Genomic DNA, 17,690 nt, shown 5'->3' on the forward strand with positions numbered 1-17,690 from the left:
ATATGAATAAAAATATAGAAACAGCATTAAGTCACATAGCAAAGTATGCTCCATTTGAAGACAAAGCAGGAGCTTCACACTTTCCTATTTACAATACTGGAACTTTTGATTTAAAAAAACAAAATGGCAATAAGATTTATGATTATACAAGAAGTGATAACCCAACAAGAGAGATGTTAGAGAATCTTTTTAGTGATGTTGAGGGTGGTGCTGGTTGTGTTTGTACACACACAGGAATAGCATCTGTTGCACTTTTATTTGAAACAGTTTTAAAAGCAAACTCATCAATCTTAGTTGAAGCAGATTGTTATGGTGGAACTTTTAGATTGTTAAAAGTATTTAAAGAAAAATATAATATTACAGTTCATTTTGCCAACTTTTTAGACCAAGATAAAGTTGAAGAGATATTAAAAAACAATCAAATAGAGCTTGTACTTTGTGAAAGTCCTACAAATCCAGGTCTTAAAATTATTGATTTAGAACAAATAGCAAATATAGCACATAAATACAATGCACTTTTTGCAGTTGATAACTCACTTGCTACATTTATTTCACAAAGACCTTTAGAGCTTGGAGCTGATTTTAGTCTATTTTCAACTACTAAATATGTATCAGGACATGGAGCTGTTGTTGCTGGTGCTATTGTTGCAAAAACACAAGAGTTAGCACAAGAAATTCATTACTATGCAAATGCACATGGAAGAAGTCAAAACCCAATGGATGTATATCTTATAACACTTGGTATCCCTACTTTGAAAATTAGAATGAAAGAGCATGAACAACTATCTATAAAAATTGCAAACTTTTTACAAGAGCAAGATTATATAAAAAAAGTAACTCATCCAGCACTTAAATCACATCCACAATATGAACTTGCAAAGAAGCAAATGCAGTATATTCCAGGTGTTTTTTGTGTTGACTTTGTAAGTGAAGAACTTGCAGAAAAGTTTATTGAAAATACTAAAATTTTTGGAGAAAAATGTTCTTTTGGAAGTCCAGACTCAAGAGTAGAGATACCTGCAAAAATATCCCATGCAAGTTTTTCAAAAGAAGAGTTAGCTGCAATTGGAATAAGTGATAGTACAGTTAGATTTTCAATTGGTTTAGAACACATAGATGATTTAATAGAAGATATAAAACAAGCCGTAAAATAATATGAAAAAAGAACTATTTAAGCATATTCCTTGTGGTGAAACTTTACCTATTAATAACATACATGCTGTATCTGTAAGTATGCCAAGTTTACAAGATGTTATTGATTATGAAGAGCAAACACCACAGATTTTAGAAAAGATAAAAAGTGCTTATCCTAGATTTGTTTTGCATCCATACTTAAAACTTCTAGCAAACTATATAAAAAATAAATATAAAGTTAGTAATAAATATGAAGTTGTATTGCTAAGCTCAAAAGAAGCAGTAAAAATTGTAAGTAATAAATACTTTATTCATAACAAAATTGATATAGATGAACCATTTGGTGTAATTTTAGTATTAAAAGGTACAACACAGCTTCAAAAGGTACTTACATTTATTCAACATGTTGGCTGTAACTTATCTTCAAGATTTGCACAAGACTATTTATATGAAGTAAAAGTTATAAAAACTAAACAAAAAGAAGAGTTAGAAGATGAAAATACAGCTTTACACACAGTAAAACAAACTCTTGCAAAAGCATACAAGCAACCAATAAAAAACATAGGTCTTGCCCCATCTGGAATGAATGCAATCTATTCAGTAATTAGAGGATTAAAAAAGATACAAGAGAAAAATAATAGAACTATTTTAGTTCAATTAGGTTGGTTATATCTTGATACTATGAATATAGTAGAACACCACTACAATAGAACAAAGAAATTCTTAGATATAACAAAACTTGATGAACTTGAAAGTTTCTTAAAAATAAATGGCTTAAATGTATCTGCAATTATTACAGAAATACCTACAAATCCCCTACTTCAAAGTGTAGATTTAAAAAGATTGAGAGAACTTTGCAATAAATATAATATTGTTTTAGTAATAGATGTAACCCTAGCAACACCATACAATCTAAACTTAAAACCCTATGCAGATATTTTAGTTGAATCCCTTACAAAGTTTGCATGTGGAAATGCAGATGTTTTAATGGGAGCAATAATCTTAAATGAAAACTTCAAAATTTCACATATGCAAGGTGAGTTTTTTAAACATCTTGATATGGTATATATAAAAGACATTCAAAGACTAGCTTATGAGATTAAAGATTATGAAAAAAGAGTAGAACAAATAAGTGCTAATACAAAAAAACTAATTCACTATTTTGAAAATTGTCCTTATATAGATAAAATTTATCACTGTTTTAGTAAAGAGAATGAAAAAAATTATAAAATAGCAATACAAGATGATAACTCATACTCTGGTCTTATAAGTGTTACTTTTAATAAAGAGTTTAGAAAAATATATGACAACTTAAACTTTGCAAAAGGACCAAGCTTAGGTACAGAATTTACACTTCTAATGCCTTATGTTTATCTAGCTCATTATGATTATATCTCTTGTAAAAAAGGTCAAGAGTTTTTAAAAAAAATAAACTTACCTATTGATTTACTTCGTATTTCAGTTGGAACTGAAAATATTGAAGATATTATCAATGAATTTAAAAGAGTAGAAAGTCTTATTTAAGACTCTCTACCTCATAGTCTTTTTTATTTGTATTTATTAAAGATGTAGGCATTTTCTCTCTTTTTCTCAAGAATAAATAAATAGCAATTAAAAAAGTAAAAAACTCACTAAGTGCTAAAGTTATGAATATTCCTACACTTCCTAAATAAATAGGCAATATAATTATCAATGATATTGGAAAAACAAAACTTCTTGATAATGCTATTGTTATAGAGTAAAAAGGTCTTTGTATTGAAGTAAAATATGATGTAATTAAAATACTAATCCCAGAAAATAAAAAAGCTGGCCATGAATAGTAAATAAATTGTAAAGTCAAATTTTCAATACTTTTTTTACTATCTCCTTCTAAAAAAAGCTCTATTAAAACATCAGGAAAACTCAACACTAAACTTACTAAAACTATTGCAATTATGATTAAAAAAGTTACTGCTATTTTTAAAAACTTATTAATTCTAATAAAATTTTTTGCACCAAAGTTTTTACTAATTACTGGTTGCATTGAATCAGCTATTGCAAAATTTATCATCAAACTAACAGTAATAAAATATCCAATAATAGTATAAGCTGTTACTCCAAAAGTTCCAAAGTTTTGTAGCATAATATAGTTAAAAATAATTACTGTAATACCTGCTGAAGCTTCATTTATAAACTCAGAAGAGCCATTTTTCATAGCTTTATAAATTGAGCTAAAATCTCCATAAGGTTTTATAAAACTAAAGCTTGACTTTTTTGATAAAAAATAAGGAAGCAGTATAAAAAAAATCAATGCTTGAGAAATTCCTGTTGCATATGCTGCTGCTTGTATGCCAAAACCATACTCAACAATAAAAATATAATCAAGTATTATATTAGCAACTGCACTTGAAACCAATGCAAGAAATGCTAAGTTTGGCTGTTCATCAACTCTTACGAAAAAATCAAGAACAATTGCTACCATTAATATTGGCATAAAAAATAAAATTATAGATAAATAGCTTACTGTTAGATTTTTTAAATCCTCTTTTGCATTGAATAAACTAAAAATATTATCTAAATTAAAATATAATAATAATGCCAATAAAATAGATGAAAAAACAATAAATATTATAGATTTTGAAAAAATATTATTAGCTTCTTTTAGGTTCTTCTCTCCCATTAATTTTGCACAAATTACACTGCTTCCAACAGCGAACATAAATGCAAAACCTATAATAATAGTAATAATAGGATAACTCATATTCATTGCTGCAAGAGCAGTAGGACCTACATAATTTCCTACAAAATATCCATCAATAATTCCTGCAGATGATATTGCTAATAAGCCTAAGATAGAAGGGATAGCATATTTAAAAAAAACCGTTATTGGTTTTGTTGTTAACATTTTCAACCTCAGATTAAATATGCGAAATTATATCCCTTGAATCTTAACAAATAGTAAATTTACAAAGAGTTAGAACTAAAAAGTAAAAATAGTCCAAGAATAAACATAATAATAGGAGAAACAATCTCTAAAATATAAGTTAATTTATGTGATTTTGCACTTAATTTATGCAAGCTAACTCCTAAAAATGAACTTGCAAATATTACAAGTCCCATACCAAAACTAATTGCAATTGAAGCTAATAATACTGCAAAATAAGTTTTTAAAACAAAGGCATAGATAAAAAGTATTACTGTACCAGGACAAGGAATAAGTCCAGCAGTCAATACAAAATATAAATCACTTCTTTTTTTCTTTTTTAAATTTTTAAAATCAATTTTATCATTTGCTTTTAATGATAGGCTACTTGAAGTACTAAAAGAGATGGCATTACTATTTTTTGTACTACAAGAGCTACAAGAACTACAAGAGCAACCTTTATTATTTAACTTTTGAAGTAGTATATAAAAAGCTAAAAGCATAATCATAATAGCTGAAACTTGAGTCAAAATCTTTACACTATCACTTACAAAACTGTTTAATACAGATTGAAGTATAAAAACTGAAATTGATACTAAGATTAAAGCTCCTATTATATGAACAAAAGCCGAAGCAAGGGAAATAATAAAAGCTTTTGAGTAAGAGCTTTTAGTTGCAGAGAAATATGAAAATGCTAAAGCTTTTCCATGTCCTGGACCTAAAGCATGAATTATCCCATATATAAATGAAACAAAAAGTAAAGTAATTAAAGCAAGAGTATCTCCTTTTTGCACCTCAACTAAATACTTTTTAACTTTTTTTACAAACTCATCAAGTAAAGTTTCTTCTTTTTTACTCTTTTGAATAGATACTTCTTCTTTTTTTTGTGCACTATTTTTTATAATATCTTGTTTTTTTGTAGTTTGTGTTTTAATAGCTGCATTTGAGATATGAAATACTACACTTTGTGTATCTACAATCTTAGAAACTTTTGCTTTATTTCTAAAACTAAGATAATCTTTTTCTAAAAGTAAAACAAAATAGTTTTCATCATCATTGATTTTGATATACAAAGCATAATCATTTTTAATATCATAATTTACATCAATAGTATAAAAAAAATGTAGTATTCCATCTATAATTTTAGCTTCATAAGAGCTTACTTTTACTAAATCAGAATTTTGTTTATCTATTACTTTTCCATAAGATAAATGAGTCATGAAATTTTTCATTGATGCATAATCAACTAAGGCTTTTTGAATAAATTTCATCTCATATTCATCTAGTTTATTATCTAAATTTGTATCATATATCTGTTTTAATTGTTCAGTAAACTCTTTTGTAATAACCCACTTTATATCAATTGAGTTAATTTTTGTATCAGTAGAGTTTACTTTTATAGCTACTTTTGTTTGAGGAGAGTAAACACTACACAAAGCACAAGCAAATATCATGCTTTGTGTAAATAAAAAACAAAATAGTATTCTAAGCATATTTATTTATAAGAACTAACTATCTGTTTTGCAGTATTTAACAATGAAGTTTTTAAATTCTCTTCAAGAGGATTCATCACAACTGCATCACCTTTGATATTTGAAGCAATAACTTTTGCACTTTTTTGAGAAAATTGTGGTGCAACAAACACTACTTTTATATTGTGCTCTTTTGCTTCATTAATCAACTCAACTAATTGATTTGGTTTTGGTTCTTTTCCTTGCACCTCAACTGCAATTTGTTCTAAATCAAATCTTTTTGCAAAATATCCCCATGATGGATGAAATACCATAAATGCTTTACCTTTTACAGGTTTTAAAACTGTTTTTAATTGTAAATATAGTTCATCTAACTCTTTTATAAACTCTTCATAATTTACTTTATAAAAGTTTTTATTTTTTTCATCAATTTGTATTAGAGTTTTATAGATATTTTTAGCTTGTGTTTTCACTAAAATAGGGTCTAACCAAATGTGAGGGTCTAACCCAGCGTGTTCATGATGTGCGTCGTGGTCATGTTCTTCTTCACGGTGTGCGTCATGGTCATGTTCTTCTTCATGGTGTGCGTCATGGTCATGCTCTTCTTCATGGTGTGCGTCGTGGTCATGCTCTTCTTCATGGTGTGCGTCGTGGTCATGCTCTTCTTCATGATGTGCGTCGTGGTCATGCTCTTCTTCATGATGTTCATGCTTTGCCATTTGGATTTTTTCTATTCCTTTTGCAGTATCTACTATTTTCATATTAGAATTAGCATTTTTAAACTTTTCTAACCAAACCTTTTCAAAAGGAACACCAATAGCAAAATAGACTTCAGATTTTGCAAGCTTTCTCATCTGTGATGTTTTTGGTTCATAAGTTGCAGGTGAAAATCCAGGTTTAACCATCACATTTATATCAATTTTGTCTTTAGCGATTTTTTCTACAAAATATTTTTGAGGTAAGATACTAACTGTTACCTCTTTTGCAAAAATCATACTACTTAAGGCCAATAAAGCAATAAATAACTTTTTCATTTTTTCTCCTTTTGCAATCGAGTTGCATTTGTGGAATAATAATATATAAAAACTTTAACGCAACTTAGTTGCATCTTCTAATTATATTTTAAAAATAAGTTGCTATAATCTTTTCATGAATGTAGAAAAATTGATAAATGAAAAAAACTTAAAATTAACAACAGCAAGAAAAGCCATACTTGAAATACTTATGAGTTCAAAAAGACCAATTTGTTATGATGACATAAAAAGTAATCTTTCTATGGATAAAGCAACCTTTTATAGAAATATAACAAAATTTGAAGATGAACACATAATAAGTAGTTTTGAATCAAATGATAAAAAAAGATATTATGAAATTCAAAATACACCTCATGCCCACTTTATTTGTTGTAAATGCTCAAATATTGAGTGTATTGCCCAAAATATCAATTTTCAACTACCAAAACATGAAATAGATAATATTATCATAAAAGGTATTTGTCCTGATTGCTTAGAGAAATAAGCAATTTTATTCTATATTCACACTATTAAACTATTTTAGAATAAGCCATGAATAAGATACTAAAAAACACTACATTTGAGAGTGTTAAACTTTCAAATGACAACTTTTCAAAACATTTTCATGACACATATACAATAGGAATAACCTATGATGGAGTATTAAAATCTTTTAATACAAATCAAAAATACGACTCTTTTAAATATACTTCAAGAGTAAATAATCCAGGAGAAGTACACGGAGGAGTATCAAATGCTTGGTCACACTCAAACTTCTATCCAAATGTAGAACTACTTTCAAGTATATATGAAGATATTTTCTTTGAAAAAAGAATTCCTATTTTCCAAAAACATGTTATTAGTGATAAGATTTTATTTTTTAAACTTCATAATTTTTTTATAAATTACTACAATAAAGAGGATACTCTTCTTGTGCAAAGTAGCTTAATTGAAGCATTGTCTTATTTGATTATCAACTATACATCACATAGTAAAAAAAGCTTTGAGAATATTTTTGATGATAAAAGAGTAGTAAAAAAAAGCTATGAACTAATAAGCGATAACCTTGATACAAACTTTGATTTAAAAATGCTTGCAAAAAACTCAAATATGAGTAAATTTCATTTTTTAAGAGTATTTAAAAAAGAGTTAGGAATCACTCCTCATAATTTTATTATAAATCAAAGAGTAAATAAAGCAATCTCTTTAATAAACAATGGAGTAAGTCTTGCAGAAGCAAGCTTTCAAGTTGGATTCAATGACCAGTCGCACTTTACAAGAAATTTCAAAAAACTTTATGGATATACCCCTTCTAAGATTATAAAAAAATAGCAATATTATTCTATAAATAAAAATAAATTTTTGATATATTAAAAATAAAAAGAAGATAAATGACACAGACAAATAAAACTATTTTTTATATTTTAATGATTTTAGCAATGGCAGGCTGGGGAGCATCTTGGGTAAATGCAAAAGTTTTAAGTGCATATATAAATGAGTATGAACTTATGTTTTTTAGAAATATTTTTACTATTATTTCACTTGCACCTGTTTTAGTTATTAGTAGAAAATATTTTTATATAAATAAAAAAAGTCTTTTTTTAGCACTAATTGCAGCAATTGTTATGATTGCTTACATGAAGTGCTATTTCTTAGGTACAAAATATGGAACTGCTAGTTTAGGAGGAGCTTTAGTAACTACTCTTATACCTATTAATACTTTTATAATAATGGCAATTTTTTATTCAAAAAAAATATTAAAAAAAGATATTTTTGCACTTGTTTTAGGAGGATTTGGGGTTTTAACTATCTTAAATGTTTTCTCTTTTAGTGCAGAAGAGATTTTTACTACATACAATATGTATTTTTTAACTGGTTCACTACTTTGGCCTATATTGACAATAGTAAGTTCAAAAATCACAAAAACAAACCCTATGGTATTTACTTTATATATGTATGCTATTTCAACTATTTTAGTAATGATTTTCTTTTTAGATGTTACGACTATTGATTATAGTGGATTTGACTCTATTTTTTGGTTCAATATCTTATCTTTAGCTGTTGTTTCAACTACATTTGCTACAACTATTTATTTTGTTGGAATTGAAAAACTTGGGACAAATGAAGTAAGCTCTTTTATATTTTTAGTACCATTTTTTGCTATTGGATTTAGTGCAATATTTTTAAAAGAGAGTATTAGTATCTCAATAGTAGTAGGAACAATCATGACTTTATATGCAGTTAAAATCTTAAATAACATCAAAGTAGTTAGAAAAAAGAGTCTATAAGACACTATTTTCTAACTCATATTTTAAGCCATCATAAGCAAAAGCTCTAATTTTTCCACAGTTATAAAAAATAGCTACAATATCTTGTAAATATTCATAAGTTGCACTTGATTCATTTAAGGTTGAGATAAGCATACTATTTTGTGCACTTAATAGTGAATCTAAAGATATATCACCTTTTTCATAAACTCTTTTTTTGAACTTATAGTTTCTTTTTGCATTTGTACTTGAAATTTTTGAATTATTTATTGTTTTATAGTTTGATACTAAATTTTCTAAATTTTCAAAAATTGTTTTGTTTATTTTTGATTTTTTGTTTTGAATAGTTAGCTTTAGATTTTCAACTTCATTTTTATTTTGTTTGCTTTCTAGTGTAACTTTTGCATTTTTGTATAAAGGAAGTTTTTCTTCTATAATCTTATCAAACTCTTCACTACTCCAAGGTTTATTGTTTGTTGTTTTTTTGTGTTCTTTTATTACTTCATCAACTGTCTTTGACTTTCTTAATAACTCTTTTGTATAATCATCTTGAGCTGCTTTTTGTCTTTTACTATCCAATAAAGCTTGAATTATATATAACTCTACGTTATCATTGATATAATTTTTTGTCAATTTTCCTGCTACTCTTCTTAGCTTTCTTTTACTATTTACAAAAAAGACCAAAGACTCATTATGCAAAGTAAACTCACTACTTGAAAGGTCATAATCTTTTAAATTGAAGTTTTCAAGTTCTCTTCCTACAAGAGTTTCTAACTGAGCTTTTAGCTTATTTTTCTCTTCAAAAATCTTGATTCTATCTACACTTGTATTTCGTAACTGAACTTTTAAAGCTTTAAGGTCTTCATCTATTTTTATACCCAAAGCCTCTCTTTTTCTTGCTAATTTTATGGTATCTCTTAAAATCTCTGTTCTTTTTGTATTTAGTTCTAGCTGTTTTTCATAGTTAAGTATCTTAAAGTAAAGTTTTGAGATTGCATATAAAACTGCATCTTTTAAGCCCTCTTCTTTTTCGTAAATAGCACTATTTAGAAGATATTTACTCTGTTTAGTTTTTAAAATATGATTATTTGTATATAAAAGCTGAAGTAACACTACTAATGAATTATAATTGCTTTGAGAATATAGACCATTTACAAGTCTTTGGTTATCTATTAGAAAACTTTTATTTTGTACTATTAAATTGTTATCTTTTATACTTTTTTGTTTTGTCTCATTTAAACAGAGTAAGAAAAGTGACTTTAGGTCTATTCTATTTTCTATTTCTTGAGCAAAAAGCTTTGAAAAAAGTACAAACATAAAAAGTACTAAAAAGATTTTTTGCTTCATCAAATACCTTATGTAGTGTGTTTAAACTACTACATTATAAACAAATCTTTATAAAGCTATACTAAAAAGAATTTATAAAGTTTAATTAATATAAAATTCAAGCAAGGGAAGGCAATTTTTATTAAGGAAAATTAAAATGCTAAAAAAACTAACAATTGGATGTATTGGTGTATTATTATCACTAAATACTGCTTTTGCAAAAAAAGATACAATCCATGAGGGAAAAGTTCTTGAGTTCAAAAATGCGGGTGGATACACATATGTAAAGCTTCAAGAAAAAGATAAAAACTTTTGGGCTGCAGTACCAGCAGCAAACTTAAAAGTTGGAGAGACGATTAAGATTAGTGAACAAATGTGGATGACAAACTTCAAAAGTAAATCACTAAATAAAAAATTTGATAAAATCATGTTTGCTGAGATGCCAAATGCTAAAAAAGCTATTCATGGAGTTGAAAATGTACATGGAATCCATGGACAAATGACAAAAGGAACAAGACCAAATCCAAAGTTTGATGAGATTATTATCTCTAAAGATAAACCAATCAAAACAACTATTTCAAAACTTTTTGAAAACAAAAATAAATTTAAAAACAAAAATGTAAAAGTAGAAGGTGAAGTTGTTCAAGTATCAAATAAAGTTCTTGGAAATACTTGGGTAAAAATCAAAGATGGAAAAGATTTAGTTATCTTTAGGTCACCAAATGCAGATGAAAAAGTAAAAAAAGGTGATAAAGTTGAAGTTATAGGTACAATTAATACTGATGTTGATTATGGATATGGCTTTAAGTATCAAGTTATTGGAGTAAATGCGAAGTTTACAAAACTTTAATCACTATTGCTAGACACTAAAAAAACATAGCTAGAAATTTTCTAGCTATGTATCTTATCTTGCATATGAGCAGTTGTTTATATCAAGACAAGTTCCATTTATATACTCAGGACAATCAGTTGCTAACCACACTATTGCTTTTGCTACTTCTTCTGGCTGGGCAAATCTATTTGTAACAACTGTCTTTTTAAACTCTTTTTTTCTCTCTTCTGAATTATCTTTTTGCATATCTGTTTGTGTTGGACTTGGAGCTACACAATTTACAGTAATACCATGTGCACCTAAAAGTTTTCCATAGATTTTTGTAGCATTTATAAGTCCAGCTTTTGCAATACCATACCAAACATCAGGATGCCCTACTTGTCCAGCAATTGAAGCTGTATTTACTATTCTTCCATATTTTTGCTTTTTCATATGCTCACAAAATAGATTTATAAGTTCAACAGGAGCATATAAATCCACATTCATAATGTGCTCTCTTGCTTCAACAGGATAGTTGTCATATGTATATTTTGGTTGCATATAACCTGCATTGTTTATCAAAATATCAATATCACCAACCTCTTTTGCAAGTGCTGGTAAATCTTCAAGCTTTGATAAATCACACTCAATTGCTGTTACATCTTTTACCCCAACTAAAGGACAAGTTTCAAACTCCCTTGCAACTATAATAATCTCATGTCCTAGCTCCAACATAGCTCTTGAAACAGCTAAACCAATACCTTTATTTCCACCAGTTATCAAAACTCTTTTTTTGTTCATAGTTCTCTCCCTACTTTTATAACTAAAGTATATAAGTCAGTTGATTTCAAAACTCTTAAAAAATATTGTTATTTATAAATATTTTTTTAATAAAATAACCAAAAGGTAAAACCTTTTGATTATTTATTTTCTTCTAGTAGGTGTTCGTATCTTTTATCTGTAAGTAGTTTAAGAAAAGCCACAAGAGCTTCTACTTTTCTATCGCTTAATCTTTTTGCTTTTAAATCATCTAAAGAAATAGTCTCTTCTATTTCAGGCTCTGCCCAAGGTTTTCCAGTTTCAGGGTTGATTTTTCTATTTTGATTATTATATTTATCATAAAATTCAACAACTGTTTTTAAATCTTTAAAAACACCATTGTGCATATATGGTCCTGTAACAGCAACATTTCTTAATGTTGGAACTTTATATTTTCCTTTATGTTTTTCATCTGTTACAGCTGGATTATTTAAAAGCCCATTATCTATTGCTTTTACTCCATTTTTAGCTCTTAATTTATGATTTATTGGTGTTCCTATATTATGATATTCATAATTAGTAAATGTTTCACCCTCTTTATCTTCTCCTTTTAATACATGGCAATTTGAACAAGAGTTATTATTGTTTGAGAAAAATAATGCCTTACCTAAGTCTTCTAAAGGAGTTAAATCATACTCTCCTCGTAAAAATCTATCATATTTTGAGTCAAAAGGTGCAAACTCTTTTGTCATCTCAAAGGCTTCAATAAGTTCAGTCATAGCTGTATAAGCTTTTTCATCAGATTCAAATATATCATCTCCATAAAGCTCTTTAAATTTTTTTATATAGTATTCATTCTCTTTTAATCTATCTACTACTGCTTTTTTACTTGGCATACCCATCTCAATAGGATTTGTTGGTGGGCCTCCAGCTTGACCTGCTAAAGTAGCTTCTCTTCCATCCCAAAACTGTCCACCTTTATATTGTTTACTTTTTTTATCAAAATGAAACTTTGGAGAATACATTGCATAAGTTGCTGTTGGAGCTTGTCTATCACCAATAGATTTTTCATTATCCCCTAGTGATGCCATTTTTTCTACACCATTATCTCTATCATCAATAAACCCTCTTTTAGGATTGTGGCAAGTAGCACAGTTTTGATTTCTATTTTTAGATAAGTTTCTATCAAAAAATAGTATTTTTCCTAATTCCTCTTTTTCAAGTTGTTGCTTTGCTAACTGCTCTTTTGTCATAAATGTTTGATTACATCCACTTAAGATAAGTGCAGCTAAAGAAAAACCAATCAATTTTAGATACTTCATATCTTTTTCCTTTGTATTAAAGTTAAAAAAGGTGTACAAATAAGCTTAAATAAAGAATCATAATCACTCATTTGTTCCTTTCTAAGTCCAAATTTCATCGTTTTTACCTCTTTGGATAAGGTAAGTGTATTAAACACTCTATCCCAAATAGCAAGATAACCTCCATAATTTCTATCAAAATGTTTTGTACTATGATGTATTTGGTGCATATATGGAGAGATAAGCCACTTTTCACACCATGAAAAATATTTAAACTTCACATGAGTGTGTCTAAGGTTTGAGCCAAGAAGTGAAAATAAAAATACGAAAATATTCACTCCAAAAATATCATAAACACTAAGCATTGCACCAAAAAAGTATATAAATACTCCTGTTACAACTCCAATACTTAAAGAGTATCTAAATCCAAAAAGTATATTTTCAATAGGATGTACTCTATAAAAAGTTAAAGGATTTAATACTTTTGCACTATGATGTACCTTATGAAAATGCCATAAAAAAGGGATAGTATGTAAAAATCTATGTGTCCAGTAACGCGTAAAATCACTTACTGTAAAAAGCGTGATTGTGTACAAAATCATAATAGTTTCATATGAAAATGAGTTTGTATAAAAGTATCCAAACTGTTCACTCATAGTTGAGTTTACTGCTAAAGCTACTGTTTTTGCACTAACAACCACAGGATAAATCATAAATAACTTAATAAAATATGATATTAAAAAATAACTATAATCCAATCTTGCACTTGGATGCCACCAAAGTTTTGAAGAAAATAGTATCCTTGAACTACTATCTTTTTTCAAATATACATATACAAAAGCAATAAATATAGAACTTAATAAAAAGCCCCAATATACTCTTTTATTTGGATTTACAAAATATTCAAGTGCAAAAAAGTCCACTAGTCACCATCCGCATCTAAGATTTTTGCTGTTACAGAAAGTTCTTCAATAAGTGATAAATAATAAGCATTGTGAAACTTACTTAATGCTTCAAAAAGTCCTTGTGCATTTGAGAAATCATCTGTTTTCAATTTTGATAGCTCTTCATAAGACTCTTGTAAAGCTTTTCTTACTTGCATTACTTGTTTTTTTGCTCCACTATTTAAAGCCATAGTTGCAAAGTTTTTATACTCTTTTTCTCCTATTACTTCATTGTGAGCATCAAGTATTGCTTTTATTGCTGAAAAACTATTTTTAGATAAATAATATTCTGCTCTTTTATTATCTGGATTATCTTTATATTTTCTTGAATATCCAGCTGGGTCACCTACTCTCCACTCTTTTAGTTTATATGTTGAGTCAATTAGCTTATTTATAATAACTGCATTTCCCCACTTTTCACTTCTTTGTTTACTTTTTAAATAGTTCGAATATACTGTTTTTATATCCATTAAGTGTGATTTTATAGCTTTAAACATCACATCTAAAAGCTCTTTTTCTCTTTTTGAAAGCTTTTCATCTTTATAAAGCATATATTCAATAGCATTAATACTTTTTGTTGAATTTCTAAATAACTCAACACTTGCATCATCACTTGATTTTATAGCTCTATTTAGTTGCTTTGTAATATCTTCATTTCCATGATGAAAAATATCAATATATCTTGGTGTATCTATATAATCTTCATTTATAGAACCAGCTAAATACAATGCTTGTACCTTTTTCCAAGATTTCACTAATTTGTCAAAATCTTTTTTACTATAACTTTTTTCTAAACTATTTATATCTTCTAATGCTTTATTTACATTTGGTAATGATACATTTTGTATAATATTTGTAAATGTATTTGAAAATGCAAAAGATACAAATAGTGCTAATATTAAAACTACTCTTTTCATTATAACTTTCCTAAAAATTTAATTAATTCTTCTCTTTTTTGTTTTGGTAAATTCATATAATTATGTTTTGCTTTTGAAGCTTCTCCACCATGCCATAAAATAGCCTCTTGAAAATCTCTTGCTCTTCCATCATGTAAAAGTCTTGGTTTTACACCATTTATTTTTTCATGTAGCGCAAGTCCCCAAAGTGGAGCAGTTCTAAACTCACTTCCTGTTGCTTCAAACTCAACTCTTCCATCAGCTAAACCTTCTCCCATATCATGAAGTAAAAAATCAGAATATGGTCTAATCTTCCCTATTTTTGTTTCAAAACTTGTAATATGACAAGATGCACAACCAAGTTTTTTAAAAAGTTCAAGCCCTTTTTTAAACTGTTTATCCTCTTTTGGTCGATAAACTCTTAAGTTTGCTAAATAAAACTCAATAGCATCAAGTCTATTTTGAGGAACATCAAATTTATATTTCATATCCTTAGGAGCTTCATTGCACTGTTTTTGAGATTTTGTACAATTTTCATCAGGATGCAAAGGAGTAGTAAGTCCCATATCATTGTGCATTGCACCTGCTATTTGTTCTTCTACTGTTGCAGTACTTGCTTTCCAAGTATATCTTCCTAACTCAAATTTTTTTGTTTTAGGAGAATATACTTTATTTGCTTTACCTGAGATTCCATCGCCATTTTTATCATCTATATCTTCATTTGCTAATATTGCTTCATTTGATATTAACTCAATTAGTCCCATTCCCATAAGTGTAGAAGCAAGTCTATATGAAACTATTGCATTTTTATGTAAATCACCATAATTCAAATCTTTTAAAACATATTTTGGTTTTAAAAGAGTATCTACTTCTTTATCTGGAAAAGTTACTTTGATTTTCTCAAATTCAAAACTTGGTCGTCCTTCAAACATTACTCCATGTACACCATTTATAGATAGTTGTGCTCCATAGTTTGGTTCAGGTACAAAACCGATTTTTTTAATATATTGTTTATGCTCTTTAGAATCATTTGAAGGAATTGAAAGTCTTACAACTAAGGCTCTTGAAAGTTTATTACTATTTTTTTTATAAAAAGTTCCCCTACCATTTGCTGGATGGCAAGAAATACATGTATTTGCATTATATAAAGGTCCTAGTCCATCTCTTGCAGTTGTTGCACTTGGTGACTCAACCCAAGGAATTCTAAAAAAACTTTTACCTAATATATATTGGTCATACTGTTTATTATTTAAACCTTTTATTGGTTTAAATATACTATTTTTACTTAGTTTTTCTGTGTAAATATCATCAGCACTATTAACGGCAAAAAGCCCCGTAGCAAAAAGTGCTACAAGACTTTTTAAGACTAATGTTTTTTTTACAGCATTGAAACTATATTTTTGTTTCTTCTGGATCTGTAACATCATCTGTAGATAACTCAACTCCATTTGCTTTTGCAACATTAACCATCTCATCACCAAGTTTTCTTAACTCATTTTTTAGTTTTACGATAACTTTTGCTTGAGGGTCATTTGGTCTAATTTGATAATCAAAATGTCTTGAAGTTTCAGCAATTGTATTAATATCTGCTATTTTGTCTTCAATTGAAGCCATTAGATTTAAGATTCTATCTCTTGTTTCACCTTTAACCATATCAATCGGTGCTTTTCCAAAATCCATACCATTATATGTACCCATTAATACATTTTTGAAACCTTGATAATTTGTCACAATATCTCTGTGTGTATTATCTGAAAAGCAAGAGTGCTCATCTTCTTCACTTGGAGTTAATACTGCAACTGCAATTCTTTCATTTGCTAATTCTGATTTTATAAATACACCCATTCCAGCAAAGATTTGTCTAAGTGCTGTCTCTTCATTTATATTTTTAGATGCATTTTCACCTTTAAGTTGTCCTAAGATTGCAGCTCTATATAATCCATTGTTCCCTTTTACTTCTTTTTTCCAAGCTGAAGCAACAGTTTGTAAATCATCTACTAGTTTTTTACTAGAAGCTTTTAAATAGTCAAGTCTTCTTTTAGCATCTTTATGAGATGTAAAATCACTTAGTGGTCTTTGTCCAGCTACTAAAGCACCTTTAGTAATAGAGTCTTTTACAAAATTAGAGTAATCTTGGTCTTGTCCCCACAGTAAAAACTCAATTGCATGATAACCAGTACTAACATTTGCTTCCCCACCATTTTCATTTAAAGCAGTTAAAGCATCAACAGTAATATCTTTTACATTTACAACTGTACTCTCTTCGCCACCTGGATTAAATTCACCTTTAGTATCAATAATATTTCCAGATGTTTTTTTCCCATTTGCATCTATTGTGTAATCAATCATATTTTCATCAAGAGGCCAAGCATTTAATTGTCCTTCTAATGCACCATATGCATTTGCTACCCAACCTTCTTCAGCATCAATTGGACCATTTGAAAGTCTAAAAATTTCAGTTTGACCATATGATTCTCTTGATTTTAACCAAGCTGCTTTTGCAATATCAAGATTTTCTTGTGTTGGATTATTTGCAAAGTCATTTATTGCTTTATCTAACTGTTTTGCATCTTTAATAGCATCTTTATAGTTTACTAAAGCGATATTTGAATAAGCAGTTAATAGCTCTTTTGCTGTTACTTGATTATTTGTTGCATTAACTTGTGAAGTAGCGCAACCAGTTAATGCAAGTGTTGCAGCAAGAGAAAGAGAAGCTACAAGAACTTTTGTTTTTGTAAATGTCATTTATGTTTCCTTTTTTAATTTTAATATTTATTATCAATATGAAATTAAAACAAAATGTACTTTAAGAGTAACTTAAAAGTGACAATGATTATCAAAATAGAATAATGTATATATAAAAGG

General features: G+C 28.0%; 16 protein-coding genes. 6 read left to right on the top strand and 10 right to left on the bottom strand.

All coding sequences use genetic code 11. The features are described 5' to 3' along the window. The first annotated feature begins 2 nt into the window (after positions 1–2). Positions 3–1,154, top strand: a complete 1,152-nt coding sequence (locus tag CP960_RS05880; protein ID WP_099310059.1) for a trans-sulfuration enzyme family protein — start codon at positions 3–5, stop codon at positions 1,152–1,154. A 1-nt stretch (position 1,155) separates the two neighbouring features. After that, a complete protein-coding gene (locus tag CP960_RS05885; RefSeq protein ID WP_101184487.1) occupies positions 1,156–2,658 on the top strand; it encodes a PLP-dependent transferase in 1,503 nt (500 codons plus the stop codon). Here the strand turns inward: CP960_RS05885 and CP960_RS05890 are convergent. From CP960_RS05890 to CP960_RS05900, 3 genes are read right to left on the bottom strand one after another with little or no spacing between them, the layout of a single operon-like run. After that, entirely contained in the window at positions 2,651–4,018 is a 1,368-nt protein-coding gene (locus CP960_RS05890) for an MATE family efflux transporter (RefSeq protein WP_101184488.1), read from the bottom strand. The two genes, CP960_RS05885 and CP960_RS05890, sit on opposite strands and share 8 nt — an antisense overlap. Before the next feature lie 59 nt (positions 4,019–4,077). After that, positions 4,078–5,529 (bottom strand): nickel/cobalt transporter, encoded by a 1,452-nt coding sequence (locus CP960_RS05895; RefSeq protein WP_101184489.1) that lies wholly within the window; start codon positions 5,527–5,529, stop codon positions 4,078–4,080. 2 nt (positions 5,530–5,531) lie between these two features. After that, positions 5,532–6,542: a metal ABC transporter solute-binding protein, Zn/Mn family gene (locus CP960_RS05900; protein WP_101184490.1), complete on the bottom strand. Its 1,011-nt coding sequence runs from the start codon at positions 6,540–6,542 to the stop codon at positions 5,532–5,534. A 115-nt stretch (positions 6,543–6,657) separates the two neighbouring features. Between CP960_RS05900 and CP960_RS05905 the strand changes: the two genes are divergently transcribed. The 3 genes from CP960_RS05905 to CP960_RS05915 are packed head-to-tail and all read left to right on the top strand — an operon-like array spanning position 6,658 to position 8,809. Then, positions 6,658–7,026 (top strand): Fur family transcriptional regulator, encoded by a 369-nt coding sequence (locus CP960_RS05905; protein ID WP_101184491.1) that lies wholly within the window; start codon positions 6,658–6,660, stop codon positions 7,024–7,026. Between the two features lie 47 nt (positions 7,027–7,073). Next, positions 7,074–7,853: an AraC family transcriptional regulator gene (locus CP960_RS05910; protein WP_101184492.1), complete on the top strand. Its 780-nt coding sequence runs from the start codon at positions 7,074–7,076 to the stop codon at positions 7,851–7,853. A 59-nt stretch (positions 7,854–7,912) separates the two neighbouring features. Further along, on the top strand, positions 7,913–8,809 hold the full coding sequence (locus CP960_RS05915; protein ID WP_101184493.1) for a DMT family transporter: 897 nt from the start codon (positions 7,913–7,915) through the stop codon (positions 8,807–8,809). Here the strand turns inward: CP960_RS05915 and CP960_RS05920 are convergent. Beyond that, positions 8,804–10,135 (bottom strand): TolC family protein, encoded by a 1,332-nt coding sequence (locus CP960_RS05920; protein ID WP_101184494.1) that lies wholly within the window; start codon positions 10,133–10,135, stop codon positions 8,804–8,806. The two genes, CP960_RS05915 and CP960_RS05920, sit on opposite strands and share 6 nt — an antisense overlap. A 136-nt stretch (positions 10,136–10,271) precedes the next feature. On the opposite strand from CP960_RS05920, the gene CP960_RS05925 reads away from it, so the two are divergent. Next, complete coding sequence (locus CP960_RS05925) at positions 10,272–10,964, top strand: exodeoxyribonuclease VII large subunit (protein WP_101184495.1); 693 nt, start codon at positions 10,272–10,274, stop codon at positions 10,962–10,964. 54 nt (positions 10,965–11,018) lie between these two features. Here CP960_RS05925 and CP960_RS05930 read toward each other — a convergent pair whose 3' ends face one another. The 6 genes from CP960_RS05930 to CP960_RS05955 all read right to left on the bottom strand — a co-directional run bounded on the left by CP960_RS05930 (position 11,019) and on the right by CP960_RS05955 (position 17,570). After that, entirely contained in the window at positions 11,019–11,726 is a 708-nt protein-coding gene (locus CP960_RS05930) for an SDR family NAD(P)-dependent oxidoreductase (RefSeq protein ID WP_101184496.1), read from the bottom strand. Between the two features lie 119 nt (positions 11,727–11,845). Next, positions 11,846–13,006, bottom strand: coding sequence for a cytochrome-c peroxidase (locus CP960_RS05935; protein ID WP_101184497.1), 1,161 nt, complete (start codon positions 13,004–13,006; stop codon positions 11,846–11,848). Further along, a complete protein-coding gene (locus CP960_RS05940; protein ID WP_101184498.1) occupies positions 13,003–13,908 on the bottom strand; it encodes a sterol desaturase family protein in 906 nt (301 codons plus the stop codon). Before CP960_RS05940 ends, CP960_RS05935 begins: the two co-directional genes overlap by 4 nt. Further along, positions 13,908–14,846 carry an imelysin family protein gene (locus tag CP960_RS05945; RefSeq protein ID WP_101184499.1) on the bottom strand — a complete coding sequence of 313 codons (939 nt, stop codon included), beginning with the start codon at positions 14,844–14,846 and terminating at the stop codon, positions 13,908–13,910. Before CP960_RS05945 ends, CP960_RS05940 begins: the two co-directional genes overlap by 1 nt. Then, the gene (locus CP960_RS05950) at positions 14,846–16,252 is read right to left on the bottom strand and encodes a di-heme oxidoreductase family protein (protein ID WP_101184500.1); all 1,407 of its coding nucleotides are present in this window, start codon (positions 16,250–16,252) and stop codon (positions 14,846–14,848) included. Before CP960_RS05950 ends, CP960_RS05945 begins: the two co-directional genes overlap by 1 nt. Beyond that, a complete protein-coding gene (locus tag CP960_RS05955) occupies positions 16,218–17,570 on the bottom strand; it encodes an imelysin family protein (RefSeq protein WP_101184501.1) in 1,353 nt (450 codons plus the stop codon). Before CP960_RS05955 ends, CP960_RS05950 begins: the two co-directional genes overlap by 35 nt. Positions 17,571–17,690 lie beyond the last annotated feature (120 nt).

The organism is Malaciobacter halophilus (assembly GCF_002837275.1).
GTDB classification, from domain to species: domain Bacteria; phylum Campylobacterota; class Campylobacteria; order Campylobacterales; family Arcobacteraceae; genus Malaciobacter; species Malaciobacter halophilus.

Coding starts and splice junctions, on each gene's coding strand:
- CP960_RS05880 (WP_099310059.1), top strand. CDS start 3: ATGAATAAAAATATAGAAACAGCATTAAGTCACATAGCAAAGTATGCT.
- CP960_RS05885 (WP_101184487.1), top strand. CDS start 1,156: ATGAAAAAAGAACTATTTAAGCATATTCCTTGTGGTGAAACTTTACCT.
- CP960_RS05890 (WP_101184488.1), bottom strand. CDS start 4,018: ATGTTAACAACAAAACCAATAACGGTTTTTTTTAAATATGCTATCCCT.
- CP960_RS05895 (WP_101184489.1), bottom strand. CDS start 5,529: ATGCTTAGAATACTATTTTGTTTTTTATTTACACAAAGCATGATATTT.
- CP960_RS05900 (WP_101184490.1), bottom strand. CDS start 6,542: ATGAAAAAGTTATTTATTGCTTTATTGGCCTTAAGTAGTATGATTTTT.
- CP960_RS05905 (WP_101184491.1), top strand. CDS start 6,658: ATGAATGTAGAAAAATTGATAAATGAAAAAAACTTAAAATTAACAACA.
- CP960_RS05910 (WP_101184492.1), top strand. CDS start 7,074: ATGAATAAGATACTAAAAAACACTACATTTGAGAGTGTTAAACTTTCA.
- CP960_RS05915 (WP_101184493.1), top strand. CDS start 7,913: ATGACACAGACAAATAAAACTATTTTTTATATTTTAATGATTTTAGCA.
- CP960_RS05920 (WP_101184494.1), bottom strand. CDS start 10,135: ATGAAGCAAAAAATCTTTTTAGTACTTTTTATGTTTGTACTTTTTTCA.
- CP960_RS05925 (WP_101184495.1), top strand. CDS start 10,272: ATGCTAAAAAAACTAACAATTGGATGTATTGGTGTATTATTATCACTA.
- CP960_RS05930 (WP_101184496.1), bottom strand. CDS start 11,726: ATGAACAAAAAAAGAGTTTTGATAACTGGTGGAAATAAAGGTATTGGT.
- CP960_RS05935 (WP_101184497.1), bottom strand. CDS start 13,006: ATGAAGTATCTAAAATTGATTGGTTTTTCTTTAGCTGCACTTATCTTA.
- CP960_RS05945 (WP_101184499.1), bottom strand. CDS start 14,846: ATGAAAAGAGTAGTTTTAATATTAGCACTATTTGTATCTTTTGCATTT.
- CP960_RS05950 (WP_101184500.1), bottom strand. CDS start 16,252: ATGATGTTACAGATCCAGAAGAAACAAAAATATAGTTTCAATGCTGTA.
- CP960_RS05955 (WP_101184501.1), bottom strand. CDS start 17,570: ATGACATTTACAAAAACAAAAGTTCTTGTAGCTTCTCTTTCTCTTGCT.